Raw genomic sequence first — 14188 nt, forward strand, 5'->3', positions numbered from 1 at the left:
GAAACTATTAGGAGGTCCAACAAATGAAAAAGTCATTTATCGTTACAGTGGCGGCTGCGATGTCACTTTCGTTGTTAGCAGGTTGTGGTTCAAGTGGAACGACAGACGGGGCGCAGGGAAGTACGGCACCAGCTAAAACAGAAACAGCGAAGCCTGGTGAGAAAGTTAAACTTTCAATCTGGCATAACTATACGGGCGAAGATACGCGTGCCAAAACGATGCGCGAATATATGGAAAAATTCAAGAAGGACCATCCGAATATCGAGTTGGATATTCAGGGGATTCCGCCCGATGGATACCGTCCTCGTCTTAAAACCGTAGCAGCAGCGAATGAAATGCCAGACCTATTCGTTATGTGGCCAGGTGTTATGACGAAGGAGTTCGTCGGTGGTGACTTGATTCAACCGATCAATGAGCTTCTCGACAGCAAAGCGGAGTGGAAAGGCAATTTCTTGCCGGGATCTTTTGATGATTTCACAATTTCTGGCAAAACTTATGCGGCACCTATGGCTTTATCGCCAACATCCATTCTTTACTACAACAAAGAAATCTTCAACAAATATAACGCACAACCGCCAAAAACTTGGGATGACCTGATGAAGCTGGTGGATACGTTTAAAAAGAATAACGTGACGCCAATCGCGCTTGGAAACAAAGCGGCATGGGTTGCACAATCCAGTATTTTGAGTTCCTTGGCCGACCGTGTAACGGGAACGGATTGGTTCTTGAAAGCTGTTGATCAAAACGGTGCGAAGTTCACGGATCCTGAATTTGTTCAGGCGCTAACGTATCTGCAACAGCTTGGCAAAGCAGGCGCTTTCCAAGAGGGCTTCAACAGCATTGATAATACGCAAATGGAACAAATGTTCGCGCAAGGCAAAGCGGCTATGATGATCGACGGCGGTTGGGCACTTCCGAACCTGGCAGCGAACGCTTCTAAAGAAGCGCTAGCCAACATGGCTGTTACTGTACTGCCATCTGTACCGAATGGTAAAGGCGATCCAAATACGCTATCCGGTGTTGTTGGAACAGGTCTAGGGATGAGTAAAAAGGTAACAGGCGCGAAGAAACAAGCAGCTTACGAGTTGATCTATGCGTTGTCTGGTCCAGAAGCACAGAAGTCGATTTTGGAAGGCAATCAGCTGGTTAGCTACAAAGTAGCGTTGGATACATCGAAAGTAACATCCATCTTCGCGGAAGTTTACAAAATGATGGGCACTGTGAAAATGACGCCAGTCTACGATGGCAGACTTAGCTCTGCAAGCGCAGACGTTGTGAACAACGGACTTCAAGAGCTTCTGATGGGCGGTAAACCAGAGGATGTTGCCAAAAAAGTACAAGAAGCACAAGCGAAATCTCTCGGTAAATAAGGTGTGACATAGGACTCCAGCCTCTGCTCGGCTGGAGCCCTTTTTCTAAAAAAGCTTACAAGGAGGGGCATCATGAACGTGTCCGCAAGAATAAGAGGATTCATTACCATAGGGCTCCTTCCAGCCTTAATCATCTATTTGTTTTTCGTTATCGTTCCGCTCTTTTGGTCGGCGTACTACGGGTTTTTCGACTGGAAAGGTATCGGGGCAGCCAAATTCATTGGTATGGACAATTATATCGAAGTATTTACAGATCCGATTTTCTGGAAAGCTTTTAAAAACAACATGCTGATCGTAGCCGCTTCCGTCTTCGGACAAGTGCCGATCGCGATGATCTTAGCGCTTCTCCTTATGCGCAGCACACCGTTTCAACGTATCATTCGAGCTTCAGTCTTTATGCCAATGGTATTGTCTTCTGTTGTTGTCGGGATTATCTGGGGATACATTTACCACCCGGAAATCGGTATTCTGAACTTCTTGCTGGATGGCGTTGGTCTAGATAGCTGGAAGAAAGCTTGGCTCTCCGATCCGAAAGTATCGATGTTCGCACTGATGGTGCCGATCATCTGGAATTATATTGGTCCTTACATGATTATGTTTATTGCTGCTTTACAAAATATTTCACCGGAAATTGAAGATGCTGCCCAATTGGATGGCGTCGGACCGGTTCGCAAGCTATTTGCCGTCACACTGCCAATGATTTGGGATACGGTGAAGGTTGCCATCGTGCTTTGTATTTCAGGCTCCTTGAAGGCGTTCGATCTGATTTATGTCATGACAGGCGGCGGACCTGCGCACTCCACGGAATTGCTGGCTTCCTATATGTACAATAGTACGTTCAATGTGTATCGTTTTGGGTTCGGTAGTGCACTTTCCACAGCGATTATTATTTTAAGCCTGCTCTTGATTGTAGGCAGTCAGTATTTAATGAAGCGAGACTATCGCTAACATCGATAATTCGTCAGGAGGGACATCTATGAAGCAGGTTGTAGCGATGCAGACGGGTTTTCCCGCTGGAGCTAAGCAACGTAAAATATGGTCACGCGGCGCCATTAATATCGTTCTATCCTTATATGCGATCGTCACGTTGTATCCATTAATATGGTTATTTATAAGTGCTGTTAAATCCAATGAAGAATTTCATTCCCGGCCTTTTTTGCTGCCGACCGTTTGGAAGTGGGATAACCTTGTTCGCGCCTGGAAAGTTTCAGGAATGGGGCTCTCCTTGTGGAATTCGACAGTGGTCACAGTGTTATCGCTCGTATTAACCTTGGTTTTAGGCGCATTGGCAGCCTTTGTTATTGCGCGGTTCGAGTTCAAATTAAAAGTATTTTTCACCGGATTGTTCTTGCTGGGAATGCTAATTCCAATCCACAGCACGCTCGTACCACTCTTTATTATCATGAAAAAAGTAGGTCTACTGAACACGTACGGGGCACTTATTCTGCCTTATGTCGCATTTGAGCTGCCGTTAGCCATCTTCATTGTAGCTGCGTATCTTGTGAGTATTCCAAAAGAAATCGAAGAAGCCGCGCTGATTGATGGCACGGGCTACTGGGGCATTTTCTTCCGCATGATGCTTCCGCTAAGCTTACCAGCGCTATCAACCGTTGCGATTCTTGGTTTCTTGCGATTCTGGAATGACTTCGCTTTCGCGCTTGTCTTCATTAGTAAACCTGCGCTCAAGACTGTACCGCTCAGCTTATCTGCCTTCGCGACGGGGTACATGACCGATTATGAATTAACGATGGCTGCACTAGCGATTGCTGTGCTTCCGACGATCGTTGTGTTCTTGTTGTTCCAAGAGCAGATTATGAAGGGCATGACGGCGGGGGCTGTGAAGGGGTAGGGACACTATCTCAGCCAAAGCAACACAAACAAAACAGACCACCAAGCAGATTCCTTTGCATGGTGGTCTGTTTTGTATTATTTCCGCAAGCGAAACCCCTAGTTTTGAGATCGCTTTTCACGATACTGACTTGGTGTTTGCCCAGTTGCCTTCTTAAAAGCGGTAAAAAAGTGGCTCTTAGATTGAAAACCAGACTGAGCGGCGATCTCCACGATTGACCAATTGGTTTGCAAGAGCAATTCTTTCACTTTCTCAATTCTGTTCTCTAGAATGTAGTCCGAAACAGAGAATTGATAGTGTTCTTTAAAAATTAATCTTACATAGTTCACAGATAATGAGACATGTTGGGCAATATCGTCGATGGTCAGCATTGGATCATGAAGATGATTGGCGATGTAGGTTAGGATATCGGTGAATACTTCTTCCTTTTGTGCATGACGATTCGACATGTCTTCCATGAGATTTAGCAGTAATTGTTCAAGCCAAACCTGAACTTCCCGAAGGTTCGTAAATTCATTTAATTTATGCTCAATCTCTTCCATGGTAAGGGGGGCATGGATTTGTTTGAAAGATTTCTGCAAAGTGAACAGGAGCTGAGTAAGCTGCAATTTGGATTCATTGGCTGGCAATACTTTTAATTCTTCAAACAAAGTATGTAACAGTTTAAGGACAGCCTCTTTGTCCCGAACACGTATGGACTGAATTAATGTAATGAGCTGGTCAATATCCATCCCGCTGACTTGCCCTTCTTTGACTATGGTACTGAGGTCACTTTGTCTGAAAATAAGGTTATCGCCAGTAATAAAACTGAGCTTGGATAATTCGTAAGCGGATTGATACACCTTATAAATATCTTCGGCAGGAGAGGTTGTGGATTCACTGAGTCCAACCACTGCGGGAATATCAATCCAACGATGTAATTGAAGCTTGGCTTCTTCCAAAATTTTGACAATGGTGGCCTCCGATTGTTGTTCGCACTCATGTGAAGAGAAGAGCATAACGATATGGTCAGAGCCTAAGTCCGCGGACTCAGAGGTTAAACCATAGTTCGTGACAACCTCGCTAATTATATTCTGCATCGCAAATTTCATCAGTTTACGAGACTGGAAGCTATAGTTTGCGTTAAATTTACTATAATTTTCGATTCGAAAAACAGCAAATCGAACCGGTTCATCTAGATTAATTTGGATCATCTGCCCAAGCTCTTCCTTCAACGAGGAGGTGATCGTGTTACTTGAAATCCACTGACGAAGCAGTTCCCCTTTGACAATGTGACCGCTATTTTTAATAGAACGGTCTTGTTCCTCGACACGGTCCACAAGTGTATCGAACCCGGAATGGATTAGTTTATATCCTTTACTAAGTGAGTACCAAGACATATCCTCTTCGATTGCTTTATTTCCATTGTAATAGTTGCGAATTTTTTGGAGCACCTCAACAAAGGGTTTGTAGGTCTGTTTGGACAGAAAATAAAGCAATACCAATAGGAAAGCAATCATGATAAAAAAAGAGCCTAAGATTTTTAAATTTAGCTGAAACAGTTTTTCTTTCCAAATGCCTAAAGGAGAGACCAGATACAATTTCCAACGATCCCCTGCTAAGGAGATGGATTGAACACCCCATTCTTGCCCGTCATATTTCCAATCAAAACCTTCAACGACAGCATTATCAACGGGTTGATCATTGTTCTTGACGTTGGCACCGCTTAAAAATTGATGAAATGCTTTCTCAAAGTCATGATTGATGTCGCCCATTAACATGGAGTTATCCGAATCAAGAACCAACAGCTTGCTTTGGAATTCATTGTTGCCTAGCAGAAGTTCTTCTGTAAGCATTTTCTGATCTAATACAATGGCTAATCGCCCTTGTTGGGTGACATTAATGTCTTCGCTGGGGAAGAAGAGCATAATCTCTGAATTGTTGTTCAGCACTTGTTTGGTGAATTGAAGAGGTCCTTCAGGCTTTTGAATAATTTTTTGCAGAAATTTTTGATCGCTAAATCCATCAAAAGGACTAGCGCCGCCATTAGCTGCAAGGATTTCTCGAGTAGCCGGGTTAAAGAGATAGACATCTTTAACAAGTCGCTCAGAGGCTTTAAAGTCGTTAAGCGACAGATCAACCAAGTGATCCAGGTAGGTATCTCTTTCTTGGGTTGTGAGCCAATACCCCACATTTCGGTTTTGATACAAGTTAGTGCTATTAATTTTTAACCGTTGAAGGATTAATTCCATGCTGTTTTTCACATGTGTAATCTTAATAGAAGCAACGTCATTGACTTCATTAATGGCGTATTTTGAAATTTGACTCGTTAAGTAGTAGGAATACAGACTAGCCATCGTTAAAAACAAAAAAGCCACCAATAAAAAAATTCGCATATACAAACCTTGCATGCGATTCAGCTTTAGCATCTGACGCTCCCCCAAGATGTGAGTTTAGGTAAGTTTTCACATAGATTTTACCTATATATATTGTGGATGCGCCTTGCCTAAATTGCAAGACTGTAAACCCGAATCGTGAGTATTCAAACTGGGTATGAGAAGCAGAACCTAGGAATCGTTCATTTCAGAACCACCTATAGATTCAGAACTATTCAACCATGCATTCATCCATTATGATCAGGGCAATCCATCGATTCCAAGCATGCATGCGAGATCGAGAAGAAAGGTGACTTCATGGAAAAGATCGTTGTACATCGTGAAAGGGTGCGTGAGCGTGAGAATGCGTTAATCCGATTGGTAAAGTTGATGCACCTTCATAGGGTTCACTACTTTATGCTAGTGCCAGGAATTCTATATTTTATCATTTATAAATACTTGCCGATGTATGGAGCTATTATTGCATTTAAAGATTTTAATATTACCGAGGGTATCGTAAACAGTCCGTGGGCGAATCCCTGGTATAAGCATTTTAAATACTTTTATGATTCTCCCTACTTTGGGCAAATCATGACTAATACGTTATTGATCAGTGTTTACAAGCTGGTATGGTTGATGCCTCCAGCCATTCTGCTGGCTATTTTATTATCTGAAATTCGTGGGAAGTACGTTCGCAATGTGGTTCAATCCATTTTGTATATGCCGCACTTTATTTCTTGGGTCATTATTTATGGGATTTGTCTCTCCCTATTTTCAGAGGCAGATGGTCTTATTAATATGATGCTCAAGGATGTTGGGTTGAAGGCAGTTCCTTTCCTAACAACAAACGAATGGATACGCTCTTTAATTGTAGGAACAGACCTCTGGCAAAACTTAGGTTGGGGCGCAATTGTGTATTTAGCTGCTATAGCGGGAATCGATCCAACGTTATATGAGGCGGCGAGAGTAGACGGTGCAGGCAGAATTCGTATGATATGGCACATTACTTTACCGGGCATTCGAAATGTTATCATCCTGATGTTTATTTTACGCTTAGGGACGATATTAGACGCAGGATTTGAACAAATTTATGTGATGTACAACATCCAGGTGTATGAAAAAATCGATATTATCGACACGTGGGTGTTTCGAACAGGCCTTGAACAGTTCAATTTCAGTCTTGGTGCAGCTGTAGGTCTCTTTAAATCGCTTATTGCTTTAATCCTAGTCATTGGGGCAAATAGCCTAGCGAAGCGATCGGGGGGGAGCATATGGTAATGAATTGGAAAGAGCGGCTGTTTAGTAGTGTAATCTATGTAATTCTGCTGCTATTATCCGTGTGCGTTTTGTTCCCGTTGCTATACGTGCTAGCGGTATCCCTGACTCCCTTCAGCGAAGTATTGAAGAATGGCGGATTTGCGATCATACCGAAAAAAGTGACCTTCGAGGCGTATGCCTTATTTTTAAATACGTCTACCATCCCAAGAGCTTACGGTATTTCATTCTTTGTTACGGTAATTGGTACGATCATCAATGTTGCGCTTACCGTATTAATGGCGTATCCACTTAGCAAGAAGACGTTGCCGGGACGCTCACTGCTATTATTTCTCATCATGTTTACGATGATGTTTAGCGGGGGGATTATTCCTACCTATTTGATCGTGAAGGCAACAGGGCTCTTGAACTCGGTTTGGGCCATGGTTATCCCTACAGCAGTAGGAACATTTTCCTTATTGATTACGAAGACATTTTTTGAAAATATTCCGGAATCCTTAATTGAGGCTGCTCGCATAGATGGTGCTTCGGAAAGCAGAGTTCTACTCAGCGTTATTTTACCGATGTCGCTTCCTGTTATTGCAACGATCAGCACCTTCTATGGTGTGATGCATTGGAATGAATTTTTCAATGCGATTATGTATATAACGGATTCTTCCTTATATCCACTGCAAGTGGTGTTACGCAATATATTGAATGCTTCAATGTCATCTGAAATCAATCTGGAACAGACCGTTCCTGCAACGACACTTCAAATGGCAGGTGTCATCTTGACCGCACTTCCAATTGTGACTGTCTACCCATTCATCCAAAAGTATTTCACCAAAGGAATGCTAGTTGGCGCAGTGAAGGGTTAGCAGTTAACATATAGCTACACGAAAAAAATATAAGGGGATGTACGTATGAAGAAAACGTTGAAATTATGTGCTGCCGCATGCTTATCTTTAAGTTTGGTGCTTAGTGGATGCGGTTCCAAGAGTGAAGTAGCGAAAACAGAAGGCGCTACGAGCAGTCCCAGCGCGACAAGCGCTCCAGAGAAATCAACCACTCCCGTTAAATTGAGTGTGCTCGTATCTGGACCTGGACTAAGTGAGGATGACAAAGCGCTTCAAGGAGAAATCGGCAAAAAATTAAATATTAATTTCGATTTTAATGCCATTGCCCCAGGCAGCAATAACGAATATGTCAATCAAATTAACGTAAGAGTCGCATCGAATAATGCGCCGGACGTTTTCACCGTCTCCAACGATCAGATGATGCAGTTTACCAAGCAAGGCGCTATTCTAGACCTTACGAAATATTTAGATAAAATGCCGAATGTCAAAAAGGCCTACACGGAAATTGATTTAGCCAAAGGGAGAGTCGATGGTAAGCAGATGACACTTCCAAAACGTGCAACTGTTCCTTATCGAGCTCTGATGATCCGCCAAGATTGGCTGGATAAATTAAAGCTGCCTGTACCGAAGACGATTGAGGAGCTAGCAGCGACGATTAATGCTTTCCACGATAAAGATCCAGACGGCAATGGGAAGCAGGATACCTACGGCTTAACGGGATATGGCTTAGATGCGTTCGCGCCAATCTTCGGTGCATTTGGAACTAGTTATGGCTATTTTAACGCATCGCTATCAATTGGAAATTTAATCGTTAAAGACAATAAGGCCATGTACTCCACCACACAACCGGAAATGAAGCAGGCCCTGACTTACATCCAGAATATATTTGCAAACGGTGCCATCGATCCAGATTTGCTGACGAATAAAGGCACTGCCGCACCAACAAAAGCTCAAAAGGGCCAAGTGGGTATCATCTATGCGAACTGGTCTGATATGTTCAAGGATGAGCACATTAAACTAATTACAGAAACGAACCCTAATGCGAAATTCATCGCCATTGATCCTCCTGTAGGCCCTGGAGGCAAGTTTATGGGCGCGTTTGACGACAGTGCTGCGGACTGGCGTGTAGCTTTGCCAAAATCGTTGGAAAAAACACCGGAGAAATTGGATCGAGCATTAGCTTATTTGGATTATATAACGGGCGCTGGCGAGGGCCAAAACTTAGTGATGTTTGGTAACGAAGGCGTTCATTATACCAAATCAGGCACGACAATTACGCCACTTCCTGAGATGTCTAAGCTTGGAACGACGTACCAATTGCAACTAACAGGCAGGGACGAACTTCCGTATCTGTACACCAAGTTTCCTAAGCAAAAAGAGTATATTGATCAAGCTGTGAAACAGCCTTATATTAAAGTGTTCAATAACTTCTCGGCCATCCCTGAAGGGGTGAATAAATCCGATAAGGATCGCTATGAGAATGAAGAAATGATTAAATTTATGTTTGGCAAACGTCCTTTATCCGAATTTGATGCGTTCCTTAAAACCTTAAACACAACGTACCAATTGCAAAAATATGTGGATGAAGCAAGTAAAGCTTTCAAAAATCAGGGTTTAATCAAATAAGGCAGACACATGTTCAAGGAGATAAGGCAAGCTTTATCTCCTTGCTGTATTTTTGCATTCATAATTAGAAAGGTGTGGTTTAACAATTATGCAAATGTGGAAATGGATCGGTCATAAAGTCGTTGCCGTGTTCGTCATGATGGCTTTGACAGCTGCTGTAAACCCAATGTCTCTGCTCCCAGAATCTACAGCACATGCAACTGTAAATGGTTATGTAAAAAGAAACATCGATAAACTGTATGAGGATTTGAATGGCAATAACGTTCAGGACGTTGCTGAACCTGATTTTCGCTATATCTCAGTCAATATTCCTGATGCGCTATTAATTAACATTTACTCGCCAATGGGAAATGATTCAGATCGCTTTCGAATCCCCTCGGATGATGAGCTGTTGGATGCGGTGAGGACGGTCAAGGCAATGGGCGGCAGAGTATTTCGTGTTTTTGCGATGAGTTCTAGTCCGACATATAATGCGGTTCGAATGATTACTACGAATAGTGCAAGTCCCGGTGCAGCCGTAACTTTAAATGAAGATGCCATGAAGGCGTTTGATAGATTACTGCAATATTGCAATCAAGAGGGAGTGCGAGCTTCGATTGGATTTACAGATAACTGGACCTATGTTGGGGGGTATAGTGATTATGGAGCGAACTTTTTTACACCAGGAAATGCCACCAATTTAAAGTTTAAAAACATGATTTCTCAAGTTTTGAATAGAACAAATAGCTTTACAGGTGTGCAATATAAAAATGACAAAGCCATCTTTGCTTGGGAGTCCGGCAATGAATTGAGTGCCAGCGATGATAGTGTATTAGATACATGGGTCTCTGACCTAGCGAATTATGTAAAAGGGATCGATGCGAATCATCTATTCATCGACGGTAGAAACTCGCCTGCTACTTTTTATAATCGATATACAGTTATGAGTAATGCGAATATTGATGTGCTATCCTACCACACCTATATCAGTTTATCAGGCATGAATGCTGTGCAAACTCTGACGGCCATGCGTAATTACACAAAGGATCAAAAAGTGCTGAATGTGGGAGAAATTGCGATGACTATGCCCACGAGCACGCTGTCGAGTTTCTTGGATGAGTTGATTAGTGGGGGAACCAGCAGCGCAAGCTGGTGGGCTCTGAGGTTTCATGCTCGAGAGGGCGGTTTCTATCATCACGCATCCTTTGAGGATCTTCACTGGCCAGGATTCTCCAATACAATAGGAGTTGCAGATATTGCGACAGAGAAGAACATACTTACACTTTTGGCGGATCATGCCTACGAAATCCAAGGATTAACAAGGCCTGCCATTGACGTTCCATTGCCGCCAGTGCTTTTGCCAATCCCTGATACAGGTCACATTTCATGGCGAGGATCTACAAATGCAAGCGCCTACGATGTGGAGAGAGCGACAACTAGCAGTGGACCTTGGACGGTCATTGCTGCAGATTTCATGGATAATGTGATTGTCAACCGTTCGCTTCTGTCTGATTCGTCGACAGCTCCGGGAGAATCCTATTATTACAGAGTAAAGGCTAAGAATTCTTCCGGCACTTCGGGCTATTCCAATGTAGTTGGGCCAGTCGTGGCAAGCTCGAGATGGTTAGTAGACAATTTATTTGATACATCGAAAATGAGTTCGGTTTCTTCCAATATGGTTATTGCCAAGAGTTACTCCAATAAGGAGGTAGGGAATGATCTAGCTGTTTTATATAGAAATGATGCCAATCCTGGAGAGGTTGTATACAATACCCAGGAACAAATGAGCAAGTTTAGAATTGAAACGTATTCGTACAATACAACCGATGTAAGTGTGATGACTTCGTCAGACGGGATAACCTATTCTAGCTTTACACCCGTCATAACCTCCTATTCGGGAAGCTATAACAAACCTAAGGTGGTGTATTCCTCATCCACTATTCCTGTGGGAACGAAGTATCTGAAAATTTCAGAGCAAGGTGCTGGTCAACCTTACAAGAAGATTAGTCGGATCGAGATCGAATCGGGGCTCACGGCTGTTGTACCTCCGACACCTACTAATATAGCTCCGTCAGCAACATTAACTGTAGATTCGTCAAATGTCAGCTATCCTAAAACAAAAGCGGTGGATGGAGTCAAAAACGATAACAATAGCCGCTGGATTTCTGCAAATACCGCAGGAACTCATGTCTTTCAGATGGATTGGCCGACGGCTAAAACAGTCAGTAGCGTCAAGCTTTGGAGTGGTTCGGTGACGGTTGCTGGCACCCAAATTCGGGACTTTACCATTCAATATTGGGACGGTAGTGCTTGGCAGGTGCTCGCAACAGTCGTGGATAATACGATAGACGCCTACAACGGCGGTCAAAATAATGAATTTAACTTTGTGCCGATTACAACGACAAAGCTTAAGGTAGACATTACCGACGGCTGCGATTATTTGACGTATGAGGACGCTAGAATTCTGGAAATCGAAGTATACGGGTATTAATCATTAGGGATCATTGCTAAGGAAATACGCAGGTTGGAGGCAGGTAAGCATGGATGAACGAATCAAGAGGGGAAATCTGGAGCACCACGCATACGATTTCATTGTTGCGGGTGGAGGTTTGGCCGGTGTGTGCTGTGCTATTGCAGCAGCAAGAGGAGGGCTTCGCACGGCCATTATTCAGAATCGACCTGCATTCGGAGGCAATTCCTCTAGTGAAATTCGCATCGTTCCTGTGGGGAGTGTCGATTTCAATTCTTGGACGATGGAGAGCGGGATCATAAGTGAGATTCTGCTCGAGGATCGGGCAACTAATCATGAGAAGTTCGGAGATGGCGCGATTAACACGCTTTATGACTTGAATCTGTATCAAGCCATTCTGAAGGAACCGAATTTGACGGCCTATTTGGATACACAGGTAAACGGAGTTGAAGTAGATCCGGAAGCGGATGGCGTTAGTTCCAAGCTGAAGGCGATTTATGCGACTCAACTTGGAAGCGGGAAAGAATTTAGATTTACAGCCCTTCAGTTTGCCGATTGCACGGGGGATGCTGAGCTTGGCTATTTGGCGGGAGCCCCTTATCGTTATGGCAGAGAGGCGAGAAGTGAATTTGGAGAACTGCTGGCACCAGTTGAAGCAGACAATCACACCATGGGAAGCAGTATCACCTTCTATGCTCGCAATACCGGCAGGCAAGTACCGTTTACGGCGCCTGCCTGGGCACACCGATACGAAACCGCTGAAGATGTAGGGATATATCGAGATATTAATAACATTAAACATGATCGCTTAGCCGGTTTTTGGTGGATGGAGCTTGCGTATCCATTTCATCAGGTCGATGACTTTGCAGCGATGAAGCACGAATTGTTGCGGTATGTGCTCGGATACTGGGATTTCCTTAAGAACCGGAGCAAGTATCAGGATACACTGTCCAGTTATTCGATTGATTGGATTGGCATGTATCCCGGGAAAAGAGAAAGCAGAAGGTTAGAAGGCGATGTCATCGTATCGGAGCGTCATATTTACGAAGATCCGTGTTGGCCCGATCGCGTAAGCACCTCTGGCATGTTTGTTGATATTCATATTAATGGAGGTCTCTTAAATATAGGGGAACCTCCAGAGCTTTCAAATGGGGATGCCAGTTACAAGGATTACACGTTAGTTGCGCCATATTCAATCCCGCTGCGCTCGTTATATAGCCGTTCTATCACCAATCTATGGATGGCAGGACGCAATATGAGTGTAAGCCGAGTAGCACTGGGTTCTGTTCGTAATCAGGTTATTCTGGCGAATATCGGTCAAGCAGTAGGCACAGCTGCAGGGTATGCAATCCGCCATCGAGTCTCGCCAAGAGAAGCTGCTGACAGAGCACATGGACATATCCAAGCGATTCAGCAACAATTGCTGCTGGATGATGTACCAATTATTGGACTGCATAACGATGACAAACAAGATTTGGCAAGAGAGGCGACAGCGACAGCATCGAGCGAGCAAGTCTTGTATCTGAACGAGCCGGATAAGAATACGCTGGTTCCACTTGACTCAACGTGGGCCCAGGTGCTCCCAATAACCTCTGACCGAATCGAGTCCGTGGAGTTTTACTTAAGCAACACTTCAGAAGAAGCGGTTACGTTGAAGGTATCTGTCTATCAACTGGAGCGTATATGGGATAAAGATGAGGGGGTTCCTGTTGGCACCTCGCAACTCCACATTCCTCCACTGCATAAAGGGTGGATCAGTATGGAGCTAAACTTCCCTGTAGTTGCGGGCAAGCCGCACCGTATTGCATTACAAAACAGTGAGCACATCGCCTGGGCCAAATCGGTCGAACAAGCAACAGGGACACTGGCTCAGTATTACGTCAAGTGCGAGGGAGGACCTCAACCCGAAAACAGGCATTATCCTTCATTTCAGGAAAGTGAGCTGATCATCCCTCCTTATGAGCGTTGGAACGAGATCAAACGAAAACACTTTTCGTTCGCATTGAAAGTACTTCCTTGCCCTGCTCCCTATAGGCCAGATCAAGTATTGAATGGAATTGCCAGACCATTCGCGATGCCGGGTTTGTGGATATCGGATCGAGCTAGCGAGCTTCCGCAACATGTGGCGCTAAGATGGGAAGAAGAGCGGACTTTTAACCAGGTTGTTGTAAATTTCGATACAAATTTAAATCAGAGCTATGCGTATATGCCTGCTTTTTGGAAAGCGCCGGAGTGCGTGAAGGATTGGCGATTATGGGTGCTTGTCCAAGATGAATGGCAATGTGTGTATGAAGAGAAAGGTAACTATCATCGCAGAAGAACGGCTACATTTGATACAGTCACAGCGACGGCTGTGAAGCTTGAGGTGCTCTCCACGAATGGCGATGTCAGTGCCAGGGTGTACGAGATTCGCGTCTACTGCAAGTAAA

At 44.0% G+C, this 14188-nt stretch carries 9 protein-coding genes; 8 read left to right on the forward strand and 1 reads right to left on the reverse strand.

The window, feature by feature from the left end; genetic code table 11:
• Positions 1–23 precede the first annotated feature (23 nt).
• From AC58UX_RS31090 to AC58UX_RS31100, 3 genes are all read left to right on the forward strand, one after another.
• Positions 24–1370 (forward strand): extracellular solute-binding protein, encoded by a 1347-nt coding sequence (locus tag AC58UX_RS31090; protein ID WP_497259948.1) that lies wholly within the window; start codon positions 24–26, stop codon positions 1368–1370.
• 72 nt (positions 1371–1442) lie between these two features.
• The gene (locus AC58UX_RS31095; protein ID WP_497259949.1) at positions 1443–2318 is read left to right on the forward strand and encodes a carbohydrate ABC transporter permease; all 876 of its coding nucleotides are present in this window, start codon (positions 1443–1445) and stop codon (positions 2316–2318) included.
• A 28-nt stretch (positions 2319–2346) separates the two neighbouring features.
• On the forward strand, positions 2347–3219 hold the full coding sequence (locus tag AC58UX_RS31100; RefSeq protein WP_497259950.1) for a carbohydrate ABC transporter permease: 873 nt from the start codon (positions 2347–2349) through the stop codon (positions 3217–3219).
• Positions 3220–3317: 98 nt separating this feature from the next.
• Here the strand turns inward: AC58UX_RS31100 and AC58UX_RS31105 are convergent, their stop codons facing one another.
• The gene (locus tag AC58UX_RS31105) at positions 3318–5627 is read right to left on the reverse strand and encodes a helix-turn-helix domain-containing protein (protein WP_497259951.1); all 2310 of its coding nucleotides are present in this window, start codon (positions 5625–5627) and stop codon (positions 3318–3320) included.
• A 264-nt stretch (positions 5628–5891) separates the two neighbouring features.
• On the opposite strand from AC58UX_RS31105, the gene AC58UX_RS31110 reads away from it, so the two are divergent.
• The 5 genes from AC58UX_RS31110 to AC58UX_RS31130 all read left to right on the forward strand — a co-directional run bounded on the left by AC58UX_RS31110 (position 5892) and on the right by AC58UX_RS31130 (position 14187).
• The gene (locus tag AC58UX_RS31110; protein ID WP_497259952.1) at positions 5892–6851 is read left to right on the forward strand and encodes an ABC transporter permease; all 960 of its coding nucleotides are present in this window, start codon (positions 5892–5894) and stop codon (positions 6849–6851) included.
• Positions 6845–7705 carry a carbohydrate ABC transporter permease gene (locus AC58UX_RS31115; protein ID WP_497259953.1) on the forward strand — a complete coding sequence of 287 codons (861 nt, stop codon included), beginning with the start codon at positions 6845–6847 and terminating at the stop codon, positions 7703–7705. Before AC58UX_RS31110 ends, AC58UX_RS31115 begins: the two co-directional genes overlap by 7 nt.
• Positions 7706–7750: 45 nt before the next feature.
• Entirely contained in the window at positions 7751–9310 is a 1560-nt protein-coding gene (locus AC58UX_RS31120) for an extracellular solute-binding protein (protein WP_497259954.1), read from the forward strand.
• Positions 9311–9404: 94 nt separating this feature from the next.
• Positions 9405–11780, forward strand: a complete 2376-nt coding sequence (locus AC58UX_RS31125) for a discoidin domain-containing protein (RefSeq protein WP_497259955.1) — start codon at positions 9405–9407, stop codon at positions 11778–11780.
• Between the two features lie 49 nt (positions 11781–11829).
• A complete protein-coding gene (locus AC58UX_RS31130) occupies positions 11830–14187 on the forward strand; it encodes an FAD-dependent oxidoreductase (RefSeq protein ID WP_497259956.1) in 2358 nt (785 codons plus the stop codon).
• Position 14188 lies beyond the last annotated feature (1 nt).

The organism is Paenibacillus sp. J22P90 (assembly GCF_059692195.1).